At 71.6% G+C, this 26,348-nt stretch carries 22 protein-coding genes, 3 tRNA genes and 1 pseudogene; 15 read left to right on the forward strand and 11 right to left on the reverse strand.

Features of this window, described 5'->3' with window-relative positions; translation table 11 throughout:
• The first annotated feature begins 55 nt into the window (after positions 1-55).
• From ACIOMQ_RS26930 to ACIOMQ_RS26940, 3 genes are all read left to right on the forward strand, one after another.
• Positions 56-397, forward strand: a complete 342-nt coding sequence (locus ACIOMQ_RS26930; RefSeq protein WP_362212288.1) for a hypothetical protein — start codon at positions 56-58, stop codon at positions 395-397.
• 209 nt (positions 398-606) lie between these two features.
• Positions 607-1,296 (forward strand): hypothetical protein, encoded by a 690-nt coding sequence (locus ACIOMQ_RS26935; RefSeq protein WP_362212285.1) that lies wholly within the window; start codon positions 607-609, stop codon positions 1,294-1,296.
• Positions 1,287-1,360, forward strand: a tRNA-Lys gene (locus ACIOMQ_RS26940). The genes ACIOMQ_RS26935 and ACIOMQ_RS26940 overlap by 10 nt, the downstream gene beginning before the upstream one ends.
• Before the next feature lie 54 nt (positions 1,361-1,414).
• On the opposite strand, the gene ACIOMQ_RS26945 is transcribed toward ACIOMQ_RS26940, so the two are convergent.
• Positions 1,415-2,656, reverse strand: coding sequence for a M6 family metalloprotease domain-containing protein (locus ACIOMQ_RS26945; protein WP_401941403.1), 1,242 nt, complete (start codon positions 2,654-2,656; stop codon positions 1,415-1,417).
• A 384-nt stretch (positions 2,657-3,040) separates the two neighbouring features.
• Between ACIOMQ_RS26945 and ACIOMQ_RS26950 the strand changes: the two genes are divergently transcribed.
• On the forward strand, positions 3,041-4,918 hold the full coding sequence (locus ACIOMQ_RS26950; protein WP_362212282.1) for an EAL domain-containing protein: 1,878 nt from the start codon (positions 3,041-3,043) through the stop codon (positions 4,916-4,918).
• A 47-nt stretch (positions 4,919-4,965) separates the two neighbouring features.
• Here ACIOMQ_RS26950 and ACIOMQ_RS26955 read toward each other — a convergent pair whose 3' ends face one another.
• Positions 4,966-6,090 (reverse strand): LLM class flavin-dependent oxidoreductase, encoded by a 1,125-nt coding sequence (locus ACIOMQ_RS26955; RefSeq protein ID WP_362212279.1) that lies wholly within the window; start codon positions 6,088-6,090, stop codon positions 4,966-4,968.
• Between the two features lie 73 nt (positions 6,091-6,163).
• Entirely contained in the window at positions 6,164-6,988 is an 825-nt protein-coding gene (locus ACIOMQ_RS26960; protein ID WP_362212276.1) for a decarboxylase, read from the reverse strand.
• Between the two features lie 160 nt (positions 6,989-7,148).
• Between ACIOMQ_RS26960 and ACIOMQ_RS26965 the strand changes: the two genes are divergently transcribed.
• The 8 genes from ACIOMQ_RS26965 to ACIOMQ_RS27000 all read left to right on the forward strand — a co-directional run bounded on the left by ACIOMQ_RS26965 (position 7,149) and on the right by ACIOMQ_RS27000 (position 14,270).
• Positions 7,149-8,108 carry a D-2-hydroxyacid dehydrogenase gene (locus ACIOMQ_RS26965; protein ID WP_362212273.1) on the forward strand — a complete coding sequence of 320 codons (960 nt, stop codon included), beginning with the start codon at positions 7,149-7,151 and terminating at the stop codon, positions 8,106-8,108.
• A gap of 255 nt (positions 8,109-8,363) precedes the next feature.
• Positions 8,364-9,266 carry an ectoine/hydroxyectoine ABC transporter substrate-binding protein EhuB gene (gene ehuB / locus ACIOMQ_RS26970; RefSeq protein WP_362212271.1) on the forward strand — a complete coding sequence of 301 codons (903 nt, stop codon included), beginning with the start codon at positions 8,364-8,366 and terminating at the stop codon, positions 9,264-9,266.
• A 19-nt stretch (positions 9,267-9,285) separates the two neighbouring features.
• Complete coding sequence (ehuC, locus tag ACIOMQ_RS26975; RefSeq protein WP_362212268.1) at positions 9,286-10,029, forward strand: ectoine/hydroxyectoine ABC transporter permease subunit EhuC; 744 nt, start codon at positions 9,286-9,288, stop codon at positions 10,027-10,029.
• Positions 10,026-10,667 carry an ectoine/hydroxyectoine ABC transporter permease subunit EhuD gene (gene ehuD, locus ACIOMQ_RS26980; protein WP_362212266.1) on the forward strand — a complete coding sequence of 214 codons (642 nt, stop codon included), beginning with the start codon at positions 10,026-10,028 and terminating at the stop codon, positions 10,665-10,667. Before ehuC ends, ehuD begins: the two co-directional genes overlap by 4 nt.
• Positions 10,657-11,508: an ectoine/hydroxyectoine ABC transporter ATP-binding protein EhuA gene (ehuA, locus tag ACIOMQ_RS26985; protein ID WP_362212262.1), complete on the forward strand. Its 852-nt coding sequence runs from the start codon at positions 10,657-10,659 to the stop codon at positions 11,506-11,508. Before ehuD ends, ehuA begins: the two co-directional genes overlap by 11 nt.
• A gap of 166 nt (positions 11,509-11,674) precedes the next feature.
• A complete protein-coding gene (locus ACIOMQ_RS26990) occupies positions 11,675-12,433 on the forward strand; it encodes an IclR family transcriptional regulator C-terminal domain-containing protein (protein WP_362212260.1) in 759 nt (252 codons plus the stop codon).
• 114 nt (positions 12,434-12,547) lie between these two features.
• Positions 12,548-12,621, forward strand: a tRNA-Lys gene (locus ACIOMQ_RS26995).
• 131 nt (positions 12,622-12,752) lie between these two features.
• Positions 12,753-14,270 (forward strand): MFS transporter, encoded by a 1,518-nt coding sequence (locus ACIOMQ_RS27000; RefSeq protein WP_402190727.1) that lies wholly within the window; start codon positions 12,753-12,755, stop codon positions 14,268-14,270.
• Between the two features lie 271 nt (positions 14,271-14,541).
• On the opposite strand, the gene ACIOMQ_RS27005 is transcribed toward ACIOMQ_RS27000, so the two are convergent.
• Positions 14,542-15,126, reverse strand: a complete 585-nt coding sequence (locus ACIOMQ_RS27005; RefSeq protein ID WP_402190729.1) for a CGNR zinc finger domain-containing protein — start codon at positions 15,124-15,126, stop codon at positions 14,542-14,544.
• Positions 15,127-15,152: 26 nt separating this feature from the next.
• Between ACIOMQ_RS27005 and ACIOMQ_RS27010 the strand changes: the two genes are divergently transcribed.
• Both ACIOMQ_RS27010 and ACIOMQ_RS27015 read left to right on the forward strand, forming a co-directional pair.
• Positions 15,153-15,668 (forward strand): GNAT family N-acetyltransferase, encoded by a 516-nt coding sequence (locus ACIOMQ_RS27010; protein ID WP_402190732.1) that lies wholly within the window; start codon positions 15,153-15,155, stop codon positions 15,666-15,668.
• Positions 15,665-16,744, forward strand: a pseudogene (locus ACIOMQ_RS27015) (MFS transporter); the annotation flags it as partial. The gene ACIOMQ_RS27010 and the pseudogene ACIOMQ_RS27015, both read left to right, overlap by 4 nt.
• Positions 16,745-17,016: 272 nt before the next feature.
• Here ACIOMQ_RS27015 and ACIOMQ_RS27020 read toward each other — a convergent pair.
• The 7 genes from ACIOMQ_RS27020 to ACIOMQ_RS27050 all read right to left on the reverse strand — a co-directional run bounded on the left by ACIOMQ_RS27020 (position 17,017) and on the right by ACIOMQ_RS27050 (position 25,866).
• Positions 17,017-17,925 carry a class I SAM-dependent methyltransferase gene (locus ACIOMQ_RS27020; protein WP_402190735.1) on the reverse strand — a complete coding sequence of 303 codons (909 nt, stop codon included), beginning with the start codon at positions 17,923-17,925 and terminating at the stop codon, positions 17,017-17,019.
• A 289-nt stretch (positions 17,926-18,214) separates the two neighbouring features.
• Positions 18,215-19,318, reverse strand: coding sequence for an NAD(P)-dependent alcohol dehydrogenase (locus ACIOMQ_RS27025; protein WP_362205034.1), 1,104 nt, complete (start codon positions 19,316-19,318; stop codon positions 18,215-18,217).
• 2 nt (positions 19,319-19,320) lie between these two features.
• The gene (locus ACIOMQ_RS27030) at positions 19,321-20,724 is read right to left on the reverse strand and encodes an aldehyde dehydrogenase family protein (RefSeq protein ID WP_401941205.1); all 1,404 of its coding nucleotides are present in this window, start codon (positions 20,722-20,724) and stop codon (positions 19,321-19,323) included.
• An 8-nt stretch (positions 20,725-20,732) separates the two neighbouring features.
• Positions 20,733-21,509 (reverse strand): (5-formylfuran-3-yl)methyl phosphate synthase, encoded by a 777-nt coding sequence (locus tag ACIOMQ_RS27035; RefSeq protein ID WP_362205406.1) that lies wholly within the window; start codon positions 21,507-21,509, stop codon positions 20,733-20,735.
• A gap of 317 nt (positions 21,510-21,826) precedes the next feature.
• Complete coding sequence (locus tag ACIOMQ_RS27040) at positions 21,827-22,417, reverse strand: lytic polysaccharide monooxygenase auxiliary activity family 9 protein (RefSeq protein ID WP_362205040.1); 591 nt, start codon at positions 22,415-22,417, stop codon at positions 21,827-21,829.
• Positions 22,418-22,576: 159 nt separating this feature from the next.
• Positions 22,577-24,397: an SPFH domain-containing protein gene (locus ACIOMQ_RS27045; RefSeq protein WP_402190737.1), complete on the reverse strand. Its 1,821-nt coding sequence runs from the start codon at positions 24,395-24,397 to the stop codon at positions 22,577-22,579.
• 29 nt (positions 24,398-24,426) lie between these two features.
• The gene (locus ACIOMQ_RS27050; protein ID WP_401941209.1) at positions 24,427-25,866 is read right to left on the reverse strand and encodes a peptidoglycan-binding protein; all 1,440 of its coding nucleotides are present in this window, start codon (positions 25,864-25,866) and stop codon (positions 24,427-24,429) included.
• Positions 25,867-26,050: 184 nt separating this feature from the next.
• Between ACIOMQ_RS27050 and ACIOMQ_RS27055 the strand changes: the two genes are divergently transcribed.
• A tRNA-Lys gene (locus tag ACIOMQ_RS27055) sits at positions 26,051-26,124 on the forward strand.
• The last annotated feature ends 224 nt before the right edge of the window (positions 26,125-26,348 follow it).

Consider the following 26,348-nt stretch of genomic DNA (forward strand, 5'->3'; position numbering starts at 1 on the left):
GAGGGTGGCCGTCGGGCTCACCGGAGGCCGGGCCCACCGAAGGAGGAAACACCACATGGCACAACCCGAGCGGAACGAGCGGCAGCGGCTGCGCCCCGCGCCCCTGCTCTTCGAGCCGTCGGCGGCAGTCGCCGATCCCGAGCACTTCTTCGACCTGGAGTCGATGGACGATCCGCAGGAGCTGCTGGCCCGCGCCACCGAGCTGACCCTGGCGTTCCGTGCCGCGACCGACCGTGCGGTCGAGTTCCAGGCCGTCGCGGCCGCCCAGCTCGCCGATCCGCGCCGGTTCGACCGGCTGACGACCGCGGACATCGCGGAGCGCGCGGAGTGGACCGAGGACTATGCCAAGAAGATGGTCGAGTTCGGCCGGAGCCTGCTGGGCGGCTCCGCGCCCTGACGGCTGCGGCGACGGCCGTACCGGCCCGCCTCCCGGTCACCGCACCGGATCGCGCATCGGCCGGACCACCAGCCTCCACCGCGCCCCTGTCCCCCCGGGTACCACCAGTGGCATATGCCCGCGGGCAAGATACTCCCCCGCACCCCCGCGTGTCCCAATTTCCGGCAACTCTCGGAATCCAATTGATCACTCCCGGTAGACATGGGCACATGACCGCATGGCTGCCAGACGAAACGACCCTGCACCACGGCGACGGCTCCCACCACGGCGCCGATCTCTTCGCCCTCCTGCGGGACCGGGCCGCGCATCAGACGGCTCAGGTCACGGCGGCCGGCGCCGCCTGGCTCGCCGGCGCCGCGGCCTATCCGCGCAGCACGCTGGCACAGTGGGAGGCCCATCCCTCCTCACCCGGGGTACTGCCGTGCGGTTCGGCCTTCGACGTGGTGAACGTGCCCACTCTTTTCGGCCGCCGGATGCTGGAGCACCTGTGGGCCGACGGCCCCGGTTCCGGCCCCGTCGCCACGCACCGCGGGCGGATGCTGCTCTTCGCCTCCCCCGGCACCGCCCAGCGGCTGCCGTCGCTGCTCGACTGGGAGGAGTGGGGCGGCGGCCTCGAACCGCGGCGGCGGGAGGACGGCGACACCAGGGTCCCGCCGCTGCTCTGCCACGGCACCGGGGACGCGGTGACCGTGCCGCCGCTGACCTGCACACCGGCCACCCCCGGCCCCCGCTGGGTGGTGGCCCCCGACACCCGCAGCCCCTGGCTGCCGGGCCCGGACGTACTGCTCTGGGCCTGTGTCCGGGTGGCCAGGTCGATGCCCTCGTCGGTGGCCCGGAATTCGATTTTTCCTCCCGCCGATCAGGATGCTAATGTCTACGACGTCAGCAGGCGCCGCTAGCTCAGTTGGTTAGAGCAGCTGACTCTTAATCAGCGGGTCCGGGGTTCGAGTCCCTGGCGGCGCACCGACGGAAGAAGCCCCTCGCGGAAGCGAGGGGCTTCTTCGTGTGCGCGGACGTCTACGTTCCGGTGACGATCCGGACCGTCCAGGCGCCCGACGGTGTCCGGTCGGCGACCTCGACCCTGGAGTGCGCGCCGGGGATGCTGTACGTCTCGCCGACCCGCAGCGGGGCGTCCGCGAGCGGCGCGTAGACGGACCGGTCCCAGCAGGCGTCGGAGCGGGGGTGGGTGTCGATGACCTCGACCGGGCCGCCGCCGGACGGGGTTCCGTTGCGCACCCGGTAGAGCAGGACGCCCTCGGCGCAGGTCGTCCGGTCGTTGCCGGTGGCGCCGCGGGCCTCGACGGCCACGGCGCTGCCCTCACCGGTCCTGATCACCGCGAGCCGGGTGCCGAGGGAGGAGCCGGGCGAGGGCACGGCGGCCATCGGCTCCAGGGTGATGTCCCGGCTGCGCTGGACACAGACCACCTGCCTGCGGTCCAGCCAGCCCAGCTTCCACTTGTGCCAGCCGAAGAAGTCCGGCGCGAGACCGAACTGGCTGCCCATCACGTCCCAGTCGCCGACGTAGGTGTCCCAGTCGCCCTTGCCGTCGGACGGCCGGTGGTAGAGGTCCGGCAGGTCGAAGACGTGCCCGGTCTCGTGGGCCAGCACGTTGTGGTCCGGCGGGTGCTGTTCGAAGACGGTGACGACGCGCCGGATCTCCGCGCCGTCGGCGTGCAGCGGCTGGTCGAAGTTGACGACCTTGGTGGCATCGGAGTCGACCCCCGGGGCGTCCGGATCGGCGACCAGGTAGACGACGTCGAACCGGGAGAAATCGACCTTCGGGTCGGCCACGGCGATGGCATCGCGCAGATAGGCGCTGCGCCGTTCGTTGTTCCAGTCGCGCCGTATGCCGTACCACTGGGACGCCTTGGGCATCTGGATCCACTGCTGCAGCGGGTGCGGGCGCAGGGTGAACTTCCCGTACGAGGCACGCTGGAAGAACCGGCTGGTGGCGGGGAAGTAGTCGGCGGTGAGTTCCCGGGGGGTGGCGGTGGGGCGGTGGTCCGGGAAGGAGAGGAAGATCATGACCGCGTCGAGGGAGTGGACGGGCCGGGGATAGGCGTCGTCCCAGTCCCCCACACCGAGCGAGTGGTGGACCTCGGTACGGGGCAGCGCGCACGGACCCGCTTCGCCGGTGGCGGCCACGGCCGGTCCGGCGACGAGGGAAGTGGCCGCGAGCGCCGTCAGAGAGGTCGCCGCCGCGGCCACACCGCGCAGGCTCGGCCTCTCGACTCTCCCGGCTCCGTGCTGGCGCGGCACATCCACCTCCGGGTGCGAGCTGCGGTCACCCACTCACCCTGTGACGGTTTCGAGGCTTTCGTCCTGTTGGGCTGCCCCAGTCGAGTCAGCAGCCGTCCACGGCGTTCACCCTCACGGACAGTCACAATCAATCACAGGGACGTCGCGAGAGAACGGAACCGCTCAGAAACGATCACTCAGGGGCAAAGCAGATCGGTGCGGGACTGGCCCATGCGGGGCGAACGCGGGGCTCGGAGGGGTCGGGCGCTGGAACGGCCGACGTGCCAGCCTCTATGCTTCACCAGGCTTTCCCGCGTGGTTTCCGCCTTCCACAAGCGGCACTCCGCGCGGCGGGCCAGTCCGGCCACACCTGTTCAGGACAGAACTGCACGGCGGGAGCGAACGGTGAGCGGTACCTCCGAAGGACCCAGGTCCGCGGCGGTCGGATCCCCCCACTCCACAGGACCAACGGTCACGGAGCGTCACGCCCCGCGACCTCCTGCCGGAGCCCGGGGATCCGAGCCGCACGGCTATCGGGCCGCCTTCCGGGCCGCCACGCTCCCGATGGCCGTCGTCGACCACGAGGGCCTGGTCGTCGCCGCCAACGACGCACTCGGCGGCCTCCTCGGCCTCTCCGCCACGGCACTCACCACGCAGTCGGCGGCCGACCTGCTCGATCTCGTGGCGGACGGCCGCACCTGGCACGCGTACCGCGAGGTGCTGCACGGCCGGCGTTCACGGTTCCGCTGCACCCGCAGGTTCAAGCACCCCGACGGACGCTCGCTGTGGGCCGAGATCACCGTCGTGCCCATGCCCGAACCGGAGGCCGGCCGGGCCGACGCCCCGCGGCACGGCCCCGGCCGGGTCCTGCTCTCCGTCGCGGACATCAGCGACCGGCGCGAGCTGCAGAAGCGGCTGCGCCACCTCCAGATGCACGACCCGGTGACCCGGCTGCCCAACCGGGCGCTGTTCTTCGAACGGCTCTCGGCCGTCCTGGAGACCCCGCCGTACCAGGACGGCACTGCCACCGGGCAGGGCCGGATCGGGCTCTGCTACCTCGATCTCGACGGCTTCAAGGCCGTCAACGACACGATGGGCCACCGGATCGGCGACCGGCTGCTCACCGCGGTCGCCGCACGGCTCACCGACTGCGCGGCCCAGGACCGCCCGCACCGTCCCGGCGCCCATCTCGTGGCACGCCTGGGCGGCGACGAGTTCGCGATCCTGGTCGAGGACTCCGCCGGTACGCAGCAACTCACCGAGCTGGCCCGCACGGTGCTGGCCGCTTTGCAGAAGCCCTTCGACCTGGGCGGGCAGCGGGTCTCCGTCTCGGCCTCGATCGGGGTGGTGGAACGGGCCGTGGCCGACACCTCGGCCACCGGTCTGATGCAGGCCGCCGACACCACGCTGTACTGGGCGAAGGCGGACGGCAAGGCCCGCTGGACGGTCTTCGACCCGGAGCGCAACGCCCACCGGATGACCCGGCAGACGCTCTCCTCCAATCTGCGGCCGGCCGTCGAGCGCGGCGAGTTCACCATCGAGTACCAGCCGCTCGTCGGCATGGCCGACGGAGTCGTACGCGGGGTGGAGGCCCTGGTCCGCTGGAACCACCCCCAGTTCGGCCTGCTCTCGCCGAATCGGTTCGTCGCGATCGCCGAGGAGGACGGCTCGATCGTCCAGCTCGGCCGCTGGGTGCTGCGGTCCGCGTGCCGCCAGGCCCGGCGCTGGCAGCTCGACCACCCGGCCGAACCGCCGCTGTTCATCAGCGTCAACGTCGCCGTACGGCAGGTCTGGGACTCCGACCTGGTCACCGATGTCGCGGAGATCCTCGCCGAGACCGGCCTCGATCCCGCGCTGCTGCAGCTGGAGCTGACCGAGTCGGCGGTGATGGGCTCGGCCGGGCGGCCGCTCCAGGCCCTCCAGTCGCTCAGCGACATGGGCGTGCGGATCGCCATCGACGACTTCGGGACCGGCTACTCGAACCTCGCCTACCTGAGCCGGCTGCCGGTCTCCGTACTGAAGCTGGACGGTTCGTTCGTCCGCGGCTTCCGCTACGACGACGGCGACCGCTCCAGCCCCGCCGACGAGACGATCGTCGAGGCGATGGTGCACCTGGCGCACCGCCTGGGCCTGACCGTCACCGCGGAGTGCGTGGAGACGGCGGGACAGGCCGAACGGCTGCGCAGGATCGGCTGCGACACCGGGCAGGGCTGGCTGTACTCACGCGCGGTGGCCCCGGAGCGGATCGCCGAACTGATCGGCAGCCGGAAGCTGAAGGTCTGAGCCCCGGTGTCCCGTCCCCCGCGGGGCCGGGACACCGGCGGCCCGGATCAGGCCGTCGGCAGCCCGTACGCGTCCGCGATCAGTTCGTAGCTGCGCAGCCGGGCCTCGCCGCCGTGGGCGTTGGCGGTGATCATCAGCTCGTCGGCGCCGGTGCGCTTGGCCAGCGCGTCGAGGCCCGAACGCACCTCGTCCGCCGTGCCGTGGACGATGTTGACCAGCCAGTTGTCGACGAACTCGCGCTCCATGGGGCTGAAGGCGTACGCCTCCGCCTCCTCGGGCGTCGGGACCAGGCCGGGGCGGCCGGTGCGCAGGCGGACCATGGACAGGGCGCCGGAGAGCACCTGGCGGCGGGCCTCGCGCTCGTCGTCGGCGGCCAGGGCCGAGACGCCGATCAGCGCGTACGGGGCGTCGAGCACCGCCGACGGCCGGAACGACTCCCGGTACAGGTCGAGGGCCGGCACCGTGTTCTGGGCCGAGAAGTGGTGGGCGAAGGCGAACGGCAGGCCGAGCACTCCGGCCAGCCGCGCGCTGAAGCCGGAGGAGCCGAGCAGCCAGACCGGCGGGCGGGCCGCCGACTGGACGCCACCCTCGGCCGTGGCCTGGACCGGGCCGGGAACCGCGTGGATACGGGCGTAGGGGTGGCCGTCGGGGAAGTCGTCGTCCAGGAACCGGGTCAGCTCGGCGAGCTGCTGCGGGAAGTCGTCGGCTCCCTCGTCGAGGCGGTCCGCGCGGCGCAGGGCCGCCGCCGTCGCGCCGTCGGTGCCGGGGGCGCGTCCGAGGCCGAGGTCGATGCGGCCGGGGGCCATGGCCTCAAGGGTGCCGAACTGCTCGGCGATGACGAGGGGTGCGTGGTTGGGCAGCATCACACCGCCGGAGCCGAGCCTGATGCGCTTCGTGTGTGCGGCGAGGTGGGCCAGGATCACGGCCGGCGAGGAGGAGGCGACACCCGGCATCGAGTGGTGTTCGGCGACCCAGTAGCGGTGGAATCCGCGGCGCTCGGCGAGCTGCGCGATGTCCACGCCGGTGCGCAGCGCCTGGGTGGCGGTGCGGCCCTGGCCCACGGTCACCAGGTCCAGCACGGAGAGCGGAACGGTGGCCGTCCCCTCCGCCTTGCCTCGGATCTCGTCGGCTCGAATCTCGTCCACGTCCTGGCCCTCTCCGGTGATGCGCATGCGTCCTGCTCGTACGTCCGGCTGGTACGTCCGCCCGCACGTCCGGACATGCACAACAGGAGGTGGTCTCCGTTTATTCCTCCCACCAGCCGGGCCGGACCTGCTTTCCGGGCCGCCCCTTCCTGCCGCTCCGTGCCCATTCCCGGCCCTCGCCCCATCGGGCGACCGGGGCCGGGGGCGCCTCGCGCTCGGCGAAGATCTTGCCGAGCCGCGGGGACCAGGTCCGGCGGTCCGCCAGCCGCAGTCCCTCCCGGACCGCCACCTGGTTCCCGGTGAGGACCGGCTTGCCGAGGAGTTCCTCCAGCTCCGCCACGTGCGAGGCGGTGTGCAGGGCCGTGTCGGGCAGCAGCACCGCCTCCGCCTCCGGGCGGTCCGCGGCCCGGACGAGTTCCTTCACCTCGTCCAGGCCCCAGGAGGCGGCCTCGGCGGCGGAGGCGAGAGCCGCGGCATGGGTGGCGGCCACCTCGATGCCCGCGGAGTGCAGGAAGGCGGCGAACAGTGCGGCGATGTGCTCGGGGTAGGTCGCGGCCACGGCGACGCGGGCGGCGCGCAGCTCCCGTACCGCGTGCACGAAGCCGAACGAGGTACTGGAGGCGGGCACGCCGGCCGCCCGTGCCAGGGCGGCGATCTGTTCGTGGGCGCCCTCCCAGCCGTACAGGAAGCTGCCGCTGCTGCTCGTCCAGACGACGGACTCGACACCGGCGCGCTGGAGCTCCGCCACCCCGGCGGCCAGCCGTTCGGGCGCTCCGGTGCGCATCAGCACGTCGGTCGTGTAGGCGTCCTCGTCGGCGTCGGTGTGGTTCACGACCAGCCTGACGGCGTCGAGCAGGACCTCCATCCGCGGGAAGTCGTCCTCCGCGAAGTGATGGCCCGGGTAGAGAAATCCGAGGGTCGTCATGTCCACCCTTCCTGTCCCTGCGAGTGCCCGTTTTCCCCCATCCCTCCCCAGTATTCCCCCATACGTCACCACCCCCACCGCGACCTGTTGACGAAGGCGGGCGCGGGTGCGAGCGTGGTCGGGTCGCACATCTTCAGACGCAGCGGAGCGACCGCCTCTCATGCCAGAGCCCACCCTGCTCGTCCTGGACACCGACCCGTCGCCCCGCCTCGGCCGGCTGACCGGCCGGGCCGCCGTCCGGTACACGGACGGGGCCGGACTCGCCGCGCGGCTCCCGGAGGCCGACGTGCTGCTGGTGTGGGACTTCGCCTCCGACGCGGTACGGGCCGCCTGGCCCGGCGACGGACCGCGCCCGGCGTGGGTGCACACGGCGAGCGCGGGCGTGGACCGGCTGCTCTGCCCGGAGCTGGCGGCCTCGGACACGGTCGTGACCAACGCGCGGGGCATCTTCGAGCGGCCCGTCGCCGAGTACGTGGCGGGCCTGGTGCTGGCGTTCGCCAAGGACCTCCCCGGCACGCTGGAGCTCCAGCGCCGGCGGCTGTGGCGCCACCGCGAGAGCACGGAGCTGGCGGGCAGCCGTGCGGTGGTCGTCGGCGCGGGACCGATCGGACGGGAGATCACCCGGCTGCTGATCGCCCTCGGGGTCGAAGTGGCGCTCGTGGGGCGCAGGGCGCGGCGCACCATCCACGGGGTGGCGGATCTGGACCGGCTGGCCGCCATGGCCGACTGGGTGATCTGCGCGGCGCCGCTGACCGACTCGACCCGTTCGATGTTCGACGCGCGATTCTTCGGGCTGATGCAGCCCTCGGCCCGTTTCATCAATGTGGGGCGCGGCCCGTTGGTCGTCGAGGCCGATCTGGCGGCCGCACTGCGCAAGCGCTGGATCGCGGGCGCGGCACTCGATGTGTTCGAGCAGGAGCCGCTGGGGCCGCGGAGCCCGCTCTGGGACGTACCGGACCTGATCGTGTCGCCGCACATGAGCGGCGACACGGCGGGCTGGCGCGACCGGTTGGGCGAGCAGTTCGTGGAGATGTTCGAACTCTGGGCGGCCGGGGAACCGTTGCCGAACGTGGTGGACAAGCAGCGCGGTTACGTCCCCGTCCGGGACCGGAGCGACTAACCCCGACCGGCGGGGGGCGATGGCCACTTCATCCCCCATGACGGACATCCGTACATGACGCCCCGTCATGGGGCGCCCCGCGCCGGGGAATACGCGCCGCGCACCAGCCATCGCACTCCGCCCGCAATCGGACACGGGAAGGTCACCTTCCGGCCACCGTTCGATCACAGGCAGCCGCTTCCTGCATAGACGTACGGGATCGGGCAGGCGCTCCCCCTGTCCGGACTGTTCGATCCCTCCAGGAGATTGCGAACCATGGCTGACTTCCCGAACCTGTCCCGCCGGGGCTTTCTCAACCGATCGGCAGCCGTGGGCGGCCTGCTCCTCGTTCCCGGTCTGCTCTCCGCGTGCAGCAAGACCGACGCCGGTTCCGCGGACGGTGCGGGGGCACTCGACAAGCTCCGCAAGCAGGGCTTCGTCCGGGTCGCGTACGCCAATGAGGCCCCGTACGGATATCTGGAGGGCAAGACGCTCAAGGGCGAGGCGCCCACGCTGCACCGGGAGATCTTCAAGGCGCTCGGCGTCGACGAGCTGAAGCCCACCCTCTCCGAGTGGGACGGCCTGATCCCCGGGCTGCAGGCGGGCAAGTACGACGTGGTCAGCGCCGGCATGGCGATCACGCCGGAGCGCTGCGCCAACGCCCTCTTCTCGGAGCCCGAGTTCATCTCGCCGACCGCGCTGATGGTGCGGAAGGGCAACCCGAAGAAGGTCACCGACCTGGCGTCGGCGAAGGCCGCCGGGATCACCGTCGGAGTGATGTCGGGCGCCGTCGAGGGCTCGTACGCCGAGGGCGCCGGCATCGCGAAGGACCGGATCAAGTCGTTGCAGAAGCCGCAGGACGGCGCCGACGCGGTCAAGGGCGGCCGGATCGACGCGTTCCTGCTCACCGGCATCTCGCTGCGCTGGCTGGCGAAGACCAATCCCGGCACCGAGGTCACCGACGCCTTCGTGCCGGAGCTCGGCGGCACGAAGCAGTACAGCCCCGGCGGCGCCGTCTTCCGCAAGGGCAACGAGGATCTGCGGGACGCCTTCAACCGCGAGCTGAAGAAGATCGTCCAGGACAGGTCACGCTATGTGGGCCTGCTCCAGGAGTACGGCTTCGGGGCCACCGAGCTCCCGCCGGCCACCCTGAAGACGGCCGATCTGTGCAAGGGCTGACGGGGACGGAACGCACCGCATGAGTGATTTCTTCTCCGCCTTCCTCGACGATCTGCCGCAATTGCGCGCGGGACTGTGGGTGACCCTCCAGGCCACCGTCCTCGGCGCGCTGCTCGCCCTGCTCCTGTCGTTCGTCCTCGGCCTGATGTCGGTCAGCCGGCTGCTGGTGGCGCGCGCGGTGTCCCGCGTGGTCGTGGAGTTCTTCCGCGGCACCTCGCTCTACATCCAGCTTTTCTGGCTCTACTACGCGATGCCGCCGCTGACGGGGTACGAGCTGACGCCGCTGCTCTGCGGCGTCGTCGCCTTCGGTCTCAACTACGGTGCGTACGGCGCCGAGGTGGTGCGCGGGGCGGTCAACTCCGTACCGCGTGCCCAGTACGAGGCGGCCGTCGCGCTCAACATGACGCCGCTGCACCGGATGCGGAAGGTGATCCTTCCGCAGGCCTGGGTGCAGATGATCCCGCCCTTCACCAATCTGCTGATCCAGCTGCTGAAGTGCACCCCGCTGCTGTGGCTGATCTCCGCGGCCGACCTGATGACCGTCATCCAGCAGCTGCGCGACCGCACCGGTGAGACGCTCACCGCGTACACGACCCTGCTGGTCGTCTACTTCGTCCTGGCCTATGCGCTGACCCTGCTGATGAACCTGCTGGAGCGGAGCGCCAAGCGGCGGCTCGGCCTGGCGACCGGTGCGGGCTCGCTGCTGCGCAGCCGCAGCGCCACGGAAGCCGTCGCGGCGGCGGCCGGCGGTGGTGCCCGGTGAACGGCTTCGACTGGAACGCCGCCGGGGACGCGCTTCCCCTGGTGCTCAGGGGTTTCGAGGTCACACTGCTCGCGACCGTGCTCGGCACGCTCGTCGCCGCGGTGCTCGGGCTCGCCATCGCGGTCGCCGGACGGGCCCCGAGCAGGTTCGTCACGGTGCCGGTGCGGGTCCTGATGGAGTTCATCCGGTCCACCCCGCTGCTCGTCCAACTGGTCGGCGCGGCCGCCCTGTTCACCTCGGTGGAGCCGCTCACCATCGGCATCGCGGTGCTGGGCGTCCACTACGCCGCGTACACCTCCGAGGTGTACCGCGCCGGAATCGACGGTGTACCGAAGGGCCAGTGGGAGGCCTGCCGGGCGCTCTCGCTCACCCCGCGACGGACCTGGCAGGCCGTGATCCTGCCGCAGGCGGTGCGCAAGGTGCTGCCCGCCCTCGGCAACTACGCGGTCTCGATGTTCAAGGAGACCCCCTTCCTCGCCGTGATCACCGTGCAGGAGATGGTCTTCGAGGCCCGCAAGTACGGTGCCGACCACTTCGCGTACACCGAGGCATTCACGCTCGCCGGACTGGTCTTCCTGGTCGCGAGCTACCCCACGTCGCTGCTGATGAGAAAGCTGGAGAAGCGCCTTGGCCACTGAACCCCTCCCCTTGCAGAAGACGGCGGCCGCGGGCCCCGAGGGCTCCGTCGCGGTCGCGGCCGCCGCGGCGGCCGGCCCCCCGCTGATCCGCTTCGACGACGTCGTGAAGCGGTACGGCGACCATGTCGTCCTGGACCGGCTGGGCTTCTCCGTGCGGCGCGGCGAACACGTCACCCTGATCGGGCCCAGCGGTTCGGGCAAGACCACCATCCTGCGGCTGCTGATGACCCTGGAAAGGGTCAGCGACGGGGTCATCTGGGTGGACGGCGACCCGCTGTCCCACACCAGGGCGCCCGACGGCTCACTGAGGCCGGCGACGGAGAGGCATCTGCGCGAGGCCCGGAAGAAGATCGGCATGGTCTTCCAGCAGTTCAACCTCTTCCCCCATATGCGGGTGCTGCAGAACATCACCGAGGCCCCGGTCAGCGTGCTGGGCATGGACCGCGACGAGGCGGAGGCCCGCGCCCGCGACCTGCTCGAACTGGTCGGACTCTCGGGGAAGATCGACGCACATCCCTCCCAGCTCTCCGGAGGCCAGCAGCAGCGGGTGGCGATCGCCCGCGCGCTGGCGATGCGGCCGGAGATCCTGCTGCTGGACGAGGTGACGTCCGCGCTCGACCCGGAGTTGGTGGCGGGAGTGCTGGAGCTGCTGAGCGACATCGCCAGGAACACCGACATCACCATGCTCTGCGTGACCCACGAGATGAATTTCGCCCGCGACGTCTCGGAGACGGTACTGATGTTCGACTCCGGACGTGTGGTCGAGTCCGGTTCACCGGAAAAAATCTTCTCCGATCCCGAGCATGAACGCACGCGCGAATTCCTCACCGCAGTGCTGTGACCTCGCCACTCGTCTCACGTCAATGACTCTGGCATATGCCAGACGGATGCGCCCCAGCTGACGGAGCCGGGGCGCATCGGCATCTCGCCAACAGCCGCCCCGCGCAGGGCCCTTGGCGGCTATCGTGAAGGCAGAGCTTGCGGTCACAACCTGGCAGGGGGAAACCGTGGCGTTGAAGCCCGAACCGACCGCACCGTTCCTTTCGGTGCAGTACGCCCTTCGCGTCCTCGAAACGGTCTCCGGACACGGCAGCGGCGTGACGGACACCCAGATCTCCCGGGAGACGGGAGTGCCCGTCGGGCATCTCACCTCCCTGCTGCTGACGCTGCGCCGCGAGGGGTACGTCGAGCAGATCACCGACGGCGCGTACGTCATCGGGTCCTCGCTGCTGCTCCTCGGTTCCGGCGCGGCCCGCAGGCAGGCCCTGGAGGCCAGGCTCCAGCAGTCGCTGGCGCAGCTGCGCGATTCGGTCGGCGCGGCGGTCTACATCAGCCGGTACGTGGACGGCGAGATCCGGGTCACGCAGTACGCCGACGGTCCCCGCACCCCCGCGGTCAACGAGTGGGTGGACTTCCGCTCCTCCGCACACGCCTCGGCGGTCGGCAAGTGCCTGCTGGCCCAACTCGACCAGAACGGGCGCCGCGACCACCTCTCGCGCCACAAGACGGCCCGGCTCACCTCGCGGACGATCACCAACGAGAAGGTGCTCTTCTCCAAGCTGGACAGCCAGCCGGCGACCGTCCCGGTGCTCGACCTCCAGGAGTACGCGGTCGGCACGGTGTGCGCGGCGGTACCGCTGACGGCCGGGTCGTCGGCGGGATGCCTGGCCCTGTCCCTGCCGATCGAGGATGCGCATCGCCTGCGCGCGGCGGCGGACACCCTGAACCGGCGGGCGGCGCCGGTGCTGCTGTCGCTGGCGCTCTAGGAACGGGGATCCGGCGGGACCCGTACGCACCTGATCGATTCAGCCGGATACACCCCCTTTGTTCCGGGTGTCATTGGCACCCCTCAGGACCGGGTATTATTTTCGAGTCAGCAGGCGCCGCTAGCTCAGTTGGTTAGAGCAGCTGACTCTTAATCAGCGGGTCCGGGGTTCGAGTCCCTGGCGGCGCACAGACAACGCACTGGGCGGTTCACGTACACACGTGAACCGCCCAGTGCGTTTTTTGCTGCCCCGCGAGATGTACGAACGTTTTACACAGACGTACTAGACAAGCGTTTTACACGCTCGTACATTTCCAGGCATGACGAACGTCAAACGCACCACCGCCGAGCTCGGCCCCCTCGCCGGCCGCCGGGAATGGACCGCCTTCGTGGTCCTCCTGCTGCCCCTTCTCCTCGTCTCGATGGACGTCTCCGTCCTCTTCTTCGCGATCCCGTCCATCGACCGGGATCTCGCCCCCAGCGCCACCCAGCAGCTCTGGATCTTCGATGTGTACGCCTTCGCCCTGGCCGGCCTGCTCATCACGATGGGCTCGCTCGGCGACCGGATCGGCCGCCGCAAGCTGCTGCTTCTCGGCGCGTTCGCGTTCAGTGCCGCGTCCGTCGCCGCCGCGTACGCCACCAGCCCCGAGATGCTGATCGCGGCCCGCGCCCTGCTCGGGATCGGCGGAGCGACGCTGATGCCCTCGACGATGGGGCTCGTACGGAACATGTTCCGCGACGAGCGCCAGCGCGGCCGAGCCGTCGGTATCTGGTCGGGTGCCATGGCCGGCGGGATCGCGCTCGGCTCGGTGCTCAGCGGGGTCATGCTGGAGCACTTCTGGTGGGGCTCGGTCTTTCTGATCAATGTGCCGGCCATGGTGCTGCTGCTGGTCCTGGTGCCGGTGCTGGTACCGGAGTTCAAGGACCCGGACCCCGGCCGGTTCGACCTCCTGAGCGTGCCACTGTCGATGGGGGCTGTGCTGCCCGTCGTCTACGGGGTCAAGGAAAGTGCCGCCCACGGGCTCGATGTGCGCAACGCGCTGATCACCGCCGCCGGTCTGCTCATCGGCTGGTTCTTCGTCCGCCGCCAGCGCGGCCACGGCGACGCGATGATCAGCCGGGAACTGTTCCGCAACAGCGGCTTCGCGGCCGGGATCGGGCTGAACGCGCTGGCCGCGTTCGCCATGATGGGATCCTCGTTCTTCACCACGCAGTATCTGCAGTCGGTACTCGGCATGGGCACGATGGAAGCCGCGTTGTGGAGCATGGCCCCGTCACTGGCGGTGGGCGCCGCCGCCCCGACGGCCACGGCGATCGCCCAGCGGACCGACCGCACACGCGTCATCTGCGCCGGTTTCGTGATCGCCGCCGCCGGTTTCGCCGTCCTCGCCCTGACCGGCACGGACTCGCTGTGGCTGCTGCTCGGCGGTTGCGCCGTGATGAGCTGCGGCATCGTCACGGTGATGGCGCTCGTCTCGGACCTGGCACTGTCCACCGCCCCGCCGGAGAAGGCGAGTTCGGCGGCCTCGCTGCTGGAGACCGGGCAGGAGTTCGGCGGTGCGATGGGGATGGCCCTGCTGGGTGCGGTCGCCACGGCCGTCTACACCGCCGACATGCCGGGCTCCGCTCCCGAGGGCGCCCGTAAGACCCTGGCGGGCGCGGTGGCCACGGGGGACGGTTCGCTGATCTCGGTCGGGAGGGATGCCTTCGTGCACAGCATGCAGTACGCCTCGGCGGCGGGGGCCGCGCTGCTGCTGGTGGGTGCGGTGCTGGCCGTGACGCTGCTGCGGCGGCGGTCCGCGGTGGCGGACCGGGACGAACTGGCCCTGACGAGCTGATGACCCGCGTCAGGAGTTCCCTGGTGATTCGGGGGTGAGTGGTCGAGCACCAGAAGATCCCGGGGCAATCTGCTGCTCTTCTTCCTGTCGACCGTCGTGCTGTGGAACGCCCGCCCGAGCGTCGCACCGGCCGACGCCGACGCCGGTGCCGGCACGCTCGCGCCGAGCGCGGCCGGGCCGAGCGCACCGGGCCGGTGAGGCCGGGCCGGCCGCCTTCCCCGTGCTCGACGGTCCTTCACGAAGAGAACCACCTGGAAGCGTCCGGCTCGGGTCACCCGCGCGGGTCGCCGGCCGCCTCGCCGGCGTGTCCGCGATCGCGGGACGGGCTCGATCCGCCGGCCCGCCCCCGGCCGCGGTGGCGGCGTACCGCGTCGCGGTTGGCGCACCGCTGGGAGCAGTAGCGCTGCCGCCCGGTGCGGGAGGTGTCGGCGAAGACCGCCGTGCACTCGGTCACCGCGCACCGCCGGAGCCGGTGCATGCCTCGCCACGCCAGGTGCAGAGCGGTACCGACGGAGATCAGCGAGAACAGCAGGGAGCCGAGCGGCTGCCGGTCGTCGCGGTAGTGCAGGTGCCAGCCGGTGCCCGCGTGGTCGGTCAGCCGCGGGTGCGCGGAGGCCACCTCCAGCATCCGGTTGAGCAGCTCGGCCCGCTCCCGCTCCGCTGTGGCATCGACGACCTTCTCCCACGCGTCCAGTGCGTCCTGGATGCGATCGAGGTCCTGCGGCGTGACCGGGCACTCCAGCACCAGCCCGGCGGCACGGCAGCGGTCCGCGAGCTCCTCGGCGCTCACCGGACGCCGGTTGGCCAGATCCGCGGCCAGGTTCACGACATCCGCGCCGTAAGGGTTGAGATGCATAAGCCCATTACATCAGTCTGAACGGCATGGGACAACGCACGGGAAACCACACCGGGTTGCGGCAGGCGGCCGAGGACGACATCGCGGAGCTCGTACGCCTGCGGGCCTTGCTGTTCGAGGACCTCGGCGGCGACTTCTTCGCCCCCGCGGCGGGAAGCGACGACTGGCTGGACGCCCTGGCCTCGGTGCTGAAGGAACAGATGACCGCGGACGCCGTGCGCATCCTGGTCGTCGACGGCGCCGCCGGGCTCGCCGCTTGCGGCATCGGCACGGTCGAGCAGCGGCTGCCCGGCCCGCACCTGCGCAATGGACGGATCGGGCAGGTGATCGGCGTGGTCACCGACCCGGCGTACCGGCGGCGCGGTCACAGCCGCGCGATCCTGGAGGGCCTGCTCGACTGGTTCCGGGAACGCGAGGTGGCCCGGGTGGATCTGTACACGTCCGCCGAGGGCGAACCGCTCTACCGCGATCTCGGCTTCGTCAACCACCCCGACCCCTCGCTGTACTGGCGTCCCGCGGCCGTGAAGGGCGCGGGGCGTTGACACGCGACGCGTGGCGGTACCGATGGATCGTCCTCGGCATCGCCACGTTCACCCAGGCCGCGTCCGGCTTCTTCGTGCAGGGCATCGGGGCGATGGGCATCCACTTCCAACGTGATCTGGACCTGAGCACGGCCCAGTTGGGCCTGCTGGTCTCGGCGGCCCAACTGGTCCCGCTGGCCGGGTTGCTGGTGGCGGGGGAACTGCTGGACCGCCACGACGAGCGCTGGGTCGTCGGGATCGGCGCCTGTGTGGTCGCCGCCGGTCTGGGTGCGGGAAGCCTCGCGCCGGGTTACCCGTCCCTGCTGTGCTTCCTGCTGGTCGTCGGCGCGGGTTACAGCACCGTTCAGCCCGGCGGGAGCAAATCGGTGGCGTCCTGGTTCGACGCGTCCCGGCGGGGGTTCGCGATGGGCGTCCGCCAGGCGGGGCTGCCGCTGGGCGCCGCGCTCGCCTCGGCCGTACTCCCGCTTCTCGCCGGGGCCTTCGGCTGGCGGGCGACTCTCGTGGCCGGGGGACTCGTCGCGCTGCTGGGGGCCGGCGTCTTCATGGGCTTCTACCGGCAGCCGCCCACCCGGGCGACCCACCGGGCCGAGGAGCCGCGTGTCGCGCTCGGGTCGCAGCTCGGCGGGCGGCTGCGGATGCTCCGCGAACCCTCCATGGTGAAGATCATGCTGTCCGGGACGAGCCTGATCTCGGTGCAGTGCGGTGTGGGCATCCTGACGGTGCTGTACCTCCACGAGGTGGCTTCCGTGGGGGCCGGATCGGCGGCCCTCGTCCTGGTGGCGGCCCAGGGTGCGGGCGTCGTCGGCCGTATCTGCCTGGCGGCCTGGAGCGACCGCAGCAGGTCCGGGCGTCATGCCTCCGTCACCGTCTGCATGGTTGCCGTGATCGCGGGGATGGCGGTGCTGATGACACCCCTGGGCTGTTCGCCCTCGGCAGCCTGCGTCGTTCTGGTCTGGCTCGGTTTCTTCGGATTCGGCTGGTACGGCCCCTGGGTCGCGTACGTGGCCGAATCGGCCCCGCCGGACCGGACCGGGTTCGCCCTCGGCCTGGCCATGTCCGTCAACCAGGTCGCCATCGTCCTGGTGCCTCCCGCGCTCGGCCTGCTGAAGGACCTCACCGGCAGCTTCACACCCGCCTGGGGGCTGCTGTCCACGATGACCGCCGTCGCCCTCGCGGTCTCGGCCGGTGCGGGGCGCCGGAGCCGGCGCGGTCCGGCTCGCGTCGGGCGGCCACGGCAGCGGCCGGACCGGGAGCAGCCGGAAAGCGCCGGGGTGACCGGGCCGCCGACCGTGCGGCGGCCCGGCCGGGTCCGCCGCAGGGTCGGCGGCCCGGTCGTCCGGTGGCGGCGTTACGGTCGGGGCTTGTCCGCGAACACCCACCGGTTGCCCGCCAGCGCGTCGTTCGGCTCGGGCATCGGGCCGCGTCCGTGGTGGCGGGTGAAGTCGAAGGGGGTCCGAACCGATGTGGACCAGCCCTTGCTCGCCAGATCACCGGCGGAGTCGGGCCGCGGCTCCCGGTCGAACAGGTTGAGCAGGTCGATGCCGATCTGGTGGGTCGTCGAGGTGTAGAGCGGGCTGTCGCGGTATTCCAGCAAGTCCTTGTCGAGCTTGACCTCGAACGCCAGAGCGCTTCCTCCCGTGCTCAACCGGTCCACCATGTCGATGAGGTACGTCTCGGCGGCGGCGGACAGATAGAACAGCAGCCCCTCGGCCAGCCAGACGCTCGGTGCCTTCGGGTCGAAGCCGGCGTCGGCCAGCGCTCCGACCCAGTCGGCGCGCAGATCGACCGGGACGGGGACGCGCGCCGCGTTCGGGGTGGCCGACAGTCCGTCGAGCACCTTGTGCTTGAACGCCAGCACGCCTTCCCTGTCGATCTCGTAGATCACGCAGCCGGGGGGCCAGTCGAGCCGGAACGCCCGCGAATCCAACCCCGCCCCGAGCAGGACCACTTGCCGGGCTCTGCCCGTGTGCACCGACCGGAGGAGGAAGTCGTCGAGGACCCTCGTCCGCAGACCGAAGTAGCGCGCGAACCGCCCCCACAGCGGATTCGTGTCTCCGTCCGGAACCTGTTGCAGGCGGACCGGCCAGCCGGCGGACGCCGGTGCGGCGAGCACGAAGTGCTCCGCATAGGCATCCCGTGCCAGGGCGTCGTGGCGGTGGGTCTCGATCGCCCGTGCCGCGGCGACCAGGAGAGCGGTCAGGCCGACACCTCCTTCCACGCCTTCCACACCGGTGCTCCGAGGCGCTGTACCGACCACATGTCCTCCCTTGGACGAGTTGGGACCACGAACAGCAAGGAATACGAACAGCAAGGAATACGAACGATGGATCAACGGTGGACGCACGGCGCCACGCGCTGGGCGCCCCGTTCCCCGGGAAGCGCCCGTCGGCGCGCAGCCCCGCGGCCATCCGGTTCCTCGGTCGGGCCGGCTCGGCAGGGGGCGGGTCGCCGCGCGGGCCGGCCGCGGCGGTGCGGTGTGCGGGGCCTGCCGTCGCACGGCGGGCGACCGGAGTCGGCCGGATGGGCAGCGGCGTCGAAGGCTCTGCTCATCGGCTCCTCCCCTGCGGAAGCAGGACGGGTTTGACCACGCGGCCCGCGTCGCAGTCGCGTTCGGCCTCGTTGATGTCGGCGAGCGGATACGTACGGATCAGCTCGTCGAAGGGAAACCGCCCGGCCTGCCACAGCCCGGTCAGCCGCGGAATCAGCAGTCCCGGCACCGCGTCCCCCTCGCAGATGTGGGAGATTCTCCTGCCCCGGTCCAGTGCCCCCGGTTCGAGCGGCAGCGCGGTGCGGAGCCGTGCCACCAGACCGAGGTGGCCGGTCGGACGCAGGGCCCGGAGCGCGTCGTTGATCAGCGGGGCGGAGGCCGTGGTATCCAGCGCGTACTGCGCGCCGCCGTCGGTCAGTTGCCGGATGCGGCCGGGCAGGTCGGCCGATGCGGCGTGCAGCGGGATTGCGCCGAACCGTTCGGCGAGGACCAGCCGTTCGGGGTGCCGGTCGACGGCCACGGTCACCGCTCCGGAGGCGGTGGCCGCCATCACCGCGGCCAGGCCCACCGCTCCCGCGCCGAAGACCGCGAGGGTGTCGCCGGGCCCGGCGCCGAAGGAGTTGAAGACCGCTCCGGCGCCGGTGAGGAAGCCGCAGCCGAGCGGCCCGAGCAGTTCGACGGGCAGCGCGGGGTCGGCCCGGACGGCGTTGCGGGCCGGAACCACCGCGTACTCGGCGAACGAGGACTGGCCGAACCACCGGGGGGCCAGTTCGTCTCCGGCCGCGTCGGTGAACCGCGCGGCGTTCTCCTTGCGCCCCCCGAAGAGGTTGAGCGAGGCGAAGGAGTCGCAGTAGGCGGGGGCAGCGCCCGTGCAGCTCCGGCAGTGTCCGCAGGAGTCGAAGCTCAGCACGACGTGGTCGCCGTTGCTCAGGCCGGTGTGCGGGCCGCCCGTCTCCACCACGACCCCGGCCCCCTCGTGGCCGAGCACCGCCGGCAGCGGTGAGCGGCCCGCCGAACGCCGGACCGCGAGATCGGTCCGGCACATCCCGCAGCCCGCGATCCTGACCAGGATCTCGCCGTCGGCCGGTCCCGTGTTCAGGATCACCTCCTCGACGGCGAATCGGCTCTCGTACGAGCGCAGTACCGCCGCGCCGAACCTCATCGTCACGCCTCCTCCGGGCGGTGCACGACGAACGGCCTGAGGTTCCCGTAGAGCCCCCACAGCCCGCCCGCGACGCCGACCCCGCTCTCCTTGATGCCCGCGAAGGGCTGGGCGAGGGACAGTTCGGCGTGGTGGTTGATCCACGCCGTCCCGCACTCCAGCCGGTCGGCCACTGCCTCGGCCCGGTCGAGATCGGTCCCCCACACCGAGCCGCCCAGTCCGAAGCCGGTGCCGTTGGCCGCCTCGACGGCTTCGTCGAGGCTCCGGTACGACAGCACCGGCAGGACCGGGCCGAACTGCTCCTCCGTCACCACCGGGCTGCCGGGCGGGACATCGGCCAGGATCGTCGGGGCGTAGAAGTAGCCCGGCCGCTCCAGCCGGTGGCCGCCGGCCACGGCTCGGGCACCGGCTGCCAGGGCCTGGGCCGTGTAGCGCTCGACCCGGGCCAGTTGGGGGGCGTTGTTGACCGGGCCCAGCTGCGTGCCCGGGTCGAGGCCGGCTCCGACGACGGCGGTCTTCGCGCGCTGCGCGAGGGCCTCGACCACGTCGGAGTAGAGCCGGGCCGGGGCGTAGACGCGCTTGACCGCCATGCAGACCTGCCCGCAGTTGCGGAACGCCGCCCAGAACAGCCGGTCCGCGATCCGCTCCACGTCCACGTCCTCCAGCAGGATGGCGGCATCATTGCCACCCAGCTCCAGGGTGACGCGGCCGAGCGACGCCGCCGCGCGCTGCGCGACGGCCCGTCCGGTGGGAATCGAACCGGTGAAGGTCACGTGACGGATCCCCGGATGGGCGGCCAGGCAGGCACCGAGGGGTTCGTGACCGGTGACGATCGTGAGTACGTCCTCGGGGAGGGCGGTGGAGACGACGGATACCAGCAGCCGGGTGGCGAGGGGCGTGAACGGGGAGGGCTTGAGCACCACCGTGTTGCCTGCGGCGAGCGCGGGCGCGAACTTCGCCGACGCCAGTTGGAGGGGGAAGTTCCACGGGACGATCGCGGCGACGGGCCCGATCGGTCGCCAGCGGATCTCGCTGCGTACCGGCCGGCCGTCCGTGAGGAGCTGGGATCCGGGGTCGAGCTCGGCGAAGCAGCGCAGGCGGGCCGCCGTGCGGGCGATCTCCGCGTACGACTCGGCCAGGGGTTTGCCCTGTTCACGGGTGAGCAGGGGGGCGAGGTCCGCCCCGGCCGCCTCCACGGCGTCGGCTGCCGCGAGCAGCGCGGTGGCGCGGGCGCCTCGGTCGGCCCGCCAGCCGCGCCATGCCTCGCGGGCCCGGTCGACGGCGGCGTCCAACGCGTCCGGCTGCTCGTCGGGGGCCTCCTCGAAGGGCTCGCCCGTTGCCGGATCGACGACGGCAAAGCGCTTGCCGAGGGTTCCGGGCGCGTGACAGGGCTGACGTGTCGCCATGCCGGCGGTCAGCTCGCGGCGGTGACGGCAGCCGCGTGTTCCCGGCCGTGCCGGTCCATCTCCGCCCGGAAGGCGGCCACCAACTGCGGCTGAATCCTTCCGCTGGTGCGGTCGCCCCCCTCGCAGACCGCCCCGCGCACCCCCACGATGTCCGTGCCGATGCGGGTCAGCGTGCCGAGGTCGCCCACCTTCACGCTGCCCGCGAGGGCGGCGAGCAGACCGGCCTCGTGGGCCCGCCGGACGAACTCTGCGCAGACCTCCGGCGGAACGTGGTCGAACAGCCGTGTCCCGTCCTTGACCGCGGTGTCGAGCATGGCCGCGTCGGAGCCGGAGCGGAGGGCGATGTCGGGCAGTGCGAGCGGGTTGACGCAGCCGATCCGGTGGGCGTCGGCGTAGCCCGAGGCGACGACGAAAGCGTCCGGCCGGTAGTCCTTCACCGCCCGGACGACCCCTCGCATGACATCGACGGCTTGCTCGGGCGTCGTGCATCCGTAGAGGCCGACCTTGATGTACGTGGCTCCGGACACCGCCGCGCCGAGCGCCGCCTGGGCCACCGTGCCGGGCTTGTACGGAACGTCTCCCACGGTGGCGGACACCGGCTTGTCGGCCGGGACCGCGTCACGGATCTCCCTGATGACCCACGGGAAGTTCGCGCCGAGCGAGCCCTCGTCGGGCTTCTTGACATCGACGATGTCGAGATGGTCGGCCGCCTTCGCGCAGTCGAGGGCCTCCTCGACGCCGTCCGGGGAGATGAGAAGCAACAACGTGGACTCCTTCCACTGCATGTCCACCTGGCCGGGAGGCAGATGGGCGGAGCCGCCTGGATCCCTTGCGGCCCGCTCATCATTGCTGCGGCCCATGGCCACCGGTAGGGCGTGCGGAGTCCGAACGGGTATGGTCACGGCGTATCCAGTGCGCCGTGCGCGCCGGTTCGAAGCAGCTCCCGCCGGTGATCCCGCCACCGGCTGCCACGCCGGTTGCCGACCGGCAGGAACGGCCGCACCCGTTCCCGCTCGGCATCACTCGGACCACCCCGCCCCATGCCCGCGCCAACGGCCCGGACACGGCGCAGTCATGTGGTCGCCCGGACACGTCCTAGGCGTCAGAACTGCACATCGGAGCACGCGTAGAACGCGTTCGCCGTGTCGGCGATGTTCCAGACGCTCAGGATGATGTGCTTCCCGGTCTTCTGTGTGGGGATGGTGCCCTGCTGGGTCAGGGTCGCCGGCGGCTGCTTGCCGCCGTAGGGCACCGTCATGAAGGGCTGCGGCTCCAGGTCGGCCCTGGTGAGCGGCTTGGTGGGGTCCCAGCCGTCCTTGGTGATGTAGTAGCGGAAGTCCGTCGTGGCGTGGCGGGCGGTGAACTGCCAGCGGAAGCCGAAGCCCTGACCTGCCGTCACATGGGTGGCGGGCCAGTTGCCGCCGCGCGGGTCGTCGAGCTGGGCGAACTCGGAGTGACCGCCGGAACAGATCTTCCCGTCGGCCGGGCCCGCCGCCGGGAAGCCCTTCGGGCCCTCGACGCTCTGCGGTTCCCACTGGATGTTGCCGCAGCCCGTCACCGTGCCGTTGGCACAGAGCTTCTGACGGCTGATGGGGTTGTCGGTGTAGCCGTGGCTGCCGGCGGTGCTCGTCGCGAACATCGAGACGCCCGCCACCGCCAGGCCGACTACGGCCGCACTTGCCCTTTTACGCATTGCTGTCGCTCCTCAAGAACGTGGGGGAGGTTCCATGAGCCCTGCTGTGCGCGCATGCTGCGGTCTAGACCAAGACTTAGATTATTGACGGGATATGAACATGTCCAGACCAATGGGAGTTGGATTCCGCATCGCCGCCGGAGCACCCCCTGCGGGCCGTCAGGCACCCTCTCCCCCACTGCGTCCGGTGTAGAAGGCCACCGTCAAGTCCTTGACCAGCGACTTCCGTTCGTAGTCGTCCAGCTCCACGAGCCCCCTCGCGGTCAGCCGGTTCACCGTGTCGTCCACCGCGTCAACCACCGATGTCAGGACACTGTCGCGGTGCTTGGCGTCGATGGCGGCGATCCGGCGGCGCTGCATGGCCGCGGCGACCTCCGGCGCGTATTCGATTCCGGTCGGCTGCGCCGAGTACACCTCGACGCCGACGGGTTCGCAGTCCGCCTTCAGCATCCGGGTCAGCGCGTCACCGACCGCCTCCGCGTTGCGCAGGGTGTGCGCGTCCTCGTGGAAGGCGTCGGCGGGCAGTTGCGACAGGACCCGGGCCATCGCCGCCTCGACCTGCTCGCGCAGATACGTCTCGTGGTCCTCGACCCCGAGCGTCGCCCGGACGGTGTCCTTGATCCGCCACACGACGAGGACGACGACGCGCAGCGCCGTACCGTTGGCGTCCACGGCGGGCAGCGGTTCGCTGCGCCAGTGCCGCAGGCGCACGTCGACCCGGCGGCGCAGCAGCAGCGGGCTGATCCACATCAGCCCGGTCCGCCGCACACTCCCCCGGTACTCGCCGAAGAGCGTCAGCACCCAGGCGTAGCCGACCCGTCCCCGGCTCAGGCCGCCGAGCGCGAAGAGCACCGCCGTCCCCAGCGCGGCGAGCGCCGCCCAGGCGCCGAGACCGATCCCCTCGTACGGACGCGAGCCGATCCCGAGCCGGGTGAGCACGGTGGCGGGCAGCGCACCGACCCACCAGAGGACGGCGCCTGCGGCGGCGGTCCCGGCCAGCCCGGCGAGCAGCGCCGCCCAGCCGGGCAGCGCGGGCCCCGGCCGCTCGGCAAGCCGTGGATCGCCGACCGGCGCCGGCCGGGTCGGGGGCCGCACCTGCGGCCCCCTCGGCGCGGCCGGCCGCGGCACCCCCGCGGCCGGCCGGCGGCCACCGGCTCCCCGCCGCAGCACACCGGCGGGGAGCGCGGCGGCATCGGCGCGCTCGGCGTCCTCGCGGAAGAGCAGGTGTACGGGGATGGACGCGGTCTGCTCCGTGGCGATGACCGCGTGCCGCCGCCCGGTCCCCCGCAGGGCGTTCACGGACTGTCCCTCCCCGACGCTCCCGGGTCCGGGAAAGGGCGCGGCACGGTGCGGGGAGGGGAGCGCGGCCAGGGGCGAGGGGCCGGAACCGGGCCCGGTGCGGTGACCGGCCAGGGCCGGCACGGGTGCGGTGTCCGGCTCCGGGTCCTCGGCGGGCACGGCGCCCGGCGTCGCGGCCGGACCGGCTCCGGTGCCCGCGGCCGGAACCGACACCGAGGCCGAGGTCGCGCCGAGGGCGGAGACCTCGTCCTCACCGGGAACCAGGTCCAGCACGAGATCGACCACGGAGTCGGGTCCGGCGTCCCGCCCCGCACCCGGGGCCGCACCGTTCCCCGGCCCCGGCCCCGTACCCGCGCCGCCCCTCGGAGCCGGAGCCGGTCCCGTACCCGCGCCGGTCGCCGACCACGCGCCGTTCCCCGGGGACGGGGCCGGTCTCGTACCCGCGCCGCCCCCCGGGGACGGAGCCGGGGCCGGGGCCGGGGTCGGGGTCGGGGTCGGGGTCGGGGTCGCCTCATGGTCCGGGTCCGCCGCGCCGTCGTGCCCCGCCGGCCGTTGCGGACCCCGCACCGGAGCCTTCTTTCCCGCCCCGGCCTCAGACCCTGCCCCAGCCCCTGCCCGTTCCCGCTCCCGTTCCCGCCCGTCGTCCGGGGTTCCGGAGCTGTCCGACACCGTGGATCCCATTCCCGCCTCCGTCATGCATGTCCGTCGTGTCACGCGAAGAGTCGCCGCCAGGTCTCCGGACCGGGGTGGCCGTCAGCCGCTCCGCCCCGCCAGCCCTGGGCCCGCTGGAAGGCCTCGACATTGCGCCGGTCCGCCTCGGTCCACCGGGGCCCCGGTCCCGTCAGGTAGTACTTGCCGTATCCCTTCTTCACCAACTGCTTGCCGAGCCTGTCGACATGGCTGTTCGACTGACCGGGCCGGAAATAACCCCGGCCGGGAAACGTCGTGTCCGAGTTCGAGCCGCCCCCGCCCCCACCCCCGCTTCCGCCTCCGGCAGCGGGGATGTCGTGGCCGGTCCCGCTCGCCAGGAGCCGCCAGGTGTCGGGCCCGGGGATGCCGTCGGCCTCCTTGCCCTTCCAGCCCTGGGCCTTCTGGAACGCCTGGGTCGCGCGCCGGTCGGCGTCGCCCCAGCCCGGCCCGGGGCCGACCTTGTAGAAACGCCCGCCGCCCCGTTCCATGAGCATCTGCCCGAGCTGGGTGACGTACTTGTTGCCGGCTCCGGGGCCGAACTTCCCGGCGCCCGGGAACCCGGTCGTCGACGAACCGCTGCCGCCGTTTCCGCTGCCGCCGTTTCCGCTGCCTCCGCCGCTGAGCCCCTTGTAGCGGTAGGCGACGTAGTTGCCGGAGTTGCTCCAGTACGCCATGGGCGTCGTCTGCTTGCGGGTGTGCGGCTTCGTCTGCTCGTACGCCGTGTAGTGGGTGTGCGTGTAGTCGGTCCAGCCGCCGAAGATCGTGACGTGCGAGCCCTTCGAGGGGTTGGCCGGATTGTGGAAGAGCAGGATGTCGCCGGGCTGCAGCTCCTCCCGCGCGATCCGTGTCCCGTACTTGGCGAGGCTGCCGGTCCACTCGTTGCCGGGCAGGTCCCAGGCCATCGACACGTAGCCGGAGCAGTCCTGCCGGTACCCGTCGGACCAGTACCTGCTCATGCTGTACGGAACCTGCGCGGACACCCACTTCTTCGCGCGGTTGATGATGGCGGCCCGGCTGGTCTTGCGCAGCGGGGCGGTGGTGGTGGACGAGGGCGGGCCGGAGGCCCCCGAGCCCCGCACCGGTCCGGGGGCGCCCTGCGGGCTGTCCGGATCCGCGTCCGCCACACCTGCCATACCCGCCGTATCCGCCACACTTGTCACACCCGCCGCGTCCGCCGCCCCCGACGCGTCCTCCGACGCCGCCGCCGTCCCGTCCGTCCGGGTTGCTCCGGCCGCCCCCGCCGCCCGGTCGCCCGGCGCGCTCACCGCCTCGGCCACGCCGGTGCTCAGCACCACTCCGGCCGCGGTGACCAGCACCAGCGCGCGCCGCGCGCCATGCGCGGCCGGATGACCTCCGTACCGCAGGGGCAGGGCGCTCGCGGCGGCCCGCCGTTGCGCGGCACACCCCGCACAGGTGCAGTCGATGGCGGGTACGTACTCCTCGAAAGCCGGCACAGTCATGCGATTCCCCTCCGCATTCGTCAAGATCTTTGGGCGCATCTGCACGGGCGTCAGTGTCTCAACTCTTGTGACATGTCGCATTTTGACGGACAGAAGAGAAAAAACGACCATCCGACAGGCCGTGATGGCCGGGAAATGGTCAGGAGCACACTTCGGATTCGGGTAGAGTTCTCCAGGTCAGCAGGCGCCGCTAGCTCAGTTGGTTAGAGCAGCTGACTCTTAATCAGCGGGTCCGGGGTTCGAGTCCCTGGCGGCGCACGCAGAGTCAAGGCCCCCTCACTACACGTGAGGGGGCCTTGTTCGTTTCCGAACCCGGCCCCCACGCCGCCACTTTCACGGGACGCACAGGCAATACACAGCGGACACACAGTCACGCACCCGTCACGCAGCGGATCGAAGGCGTCCCGCATGCGCCTTCACTCAGCCCCTCGACGAGGGATTCATAAATCGTATATATGACTGGCAACTCACCCATTTCACCC

Origin of the sequence: Streptomyces sp. NPDC087845, assembly GCF_044742755.1 — a bacterium.
Taxonomy (GTDB): domain Bacteria; phylum Actinomycetota; class Actinomycetes; order Streptomycetales; family Streptomycetaceae; genus Streptomyces.

What these genes read in the sequence shown, in the direction of transcription:
- ACIOMQ_RS26930 (WP_362212288.1), top strand. Translation starts at nt 56, where the DNA reads ATGGCACAACCCGAGCGGAACGAGCGGCAGCGGCTGCGCCCCGCGCCC.
- ACIOMQ_RS26935 (WP_362212285.1), top strand. Translation starts at nt 607, where the DNA reads ATGACCGCATGGCTGCCAGACGAAACGACCCTGCACCACGGCGACGGC.
- ACIOMQ_RS26955 (WP_362212279.1), bottom strand. Translation starts at nt 6,090, where the DNA reads ATGCGCATCACCGGAGAGGGCCAGGACGTGGACGAGATTCGAGCCGAC.
- ACIOMQ_RS26960 (WP_362212276.1), bottom strand. Translation starts at nt 6,988, where the DNA reads ATGACGACCCTCGGATTTCTCTACCCGGGCCATCACTTCGCGGAGGAC.
- ACIOMQ_RS26965 (WP_362212273.1), top strand. Translation starts at nt 7,149, where the DNA reads ATGCCAGAGCCCACCCTGCTCGTCCTGGACACCGACCCGTCGCCCCGC.
- ehuB (WP_362212271.1), top strand. Translation starts at nt 8,364, where the DNA reads ATGGCTGACTTCCCGAACCTGTCCCGCCGGGGCTTTCTCAACCGATCG.
- ehuC (WP_362212268.1), top strand. Translation starts at nt 9,286, where the DNA reads ATGAGTGATTTCTTCTCCGCCTTCCTCGACGATCTGCCGCAATTGCGC.
- ACIOMQ_RS27000 (WP_402190727.1), top strand. Translation starts at nt 12,753, where the DNA reads ATGACGAACGTCAAACGCACCACCGCCGAGCTCGGCCCCCTCGCCGGC.
- ACIOMQ_RS27005 (WP_402190729.1), bottom strand. Translation starts at nt 15,126, where the DNA reads ATGCATCTCAACCCTTACGGCGCGGATGTCGTGAACCTGGCCGCGGAT.
- ACIOMQ_RS27010 (WP_402190732.1), top strand. Translation starts at nt 15,153, where the DNA reads ATGGGACAACGCACGGGAAACCACACCGGGTTGCGGCAGGCGGCCGAG.
- ACIOMQ_RS27025 (WP_362205034.1), bottom strand. Translation starts at nt 19,318, where the DNA reads ATGAGGTTCGGCGCGGCGGTACTGCGCTCGTACGAGAGCCGATTCGCC.
- ACIOMQ_RS27030 (WP_401941205.1), bottom strand. Translation starts at nt 20,724, where the DNA reads ATGGCGACACGTCAGCCCTGTCACGCGCCCGGAACCCTCGGCAAGCGC.
- ACIOMQ_RS27035 (WP_362205406.1), bottom strand. Translation starts at nt 21,509, where the DNA reads ATGCAGTGGAAGGAGTCCACGTTGTTGCTTCTCATCTCCCCGGACGGC.
- ACIOMQ_RS27040 (WP_362205040.1), bottom strand. Translation starts at nt 22,417, where the DNA reads ATGCGTAAAAGGGCAAGTGCGGCCGTAGTCGGCCTGGCGGTGGCGGGC.
- ACIOMQ_RS27045 (WP_402190737.1), bottom strand. Translation starts at nt 24,397, where the DNA reads ATGGGATCCACGGTGTCGGACAGCTCCGGAACCCCGGACGACGGGCGG.
- ACIOMQ_RS27050 (WP_401941209.1), bottom strand. Translation starts at nt 25,866, where the DNA reads ATGACTGTGCCGGCTTTCGAGGAGTACGTACCCGCCATCGACTGCACC.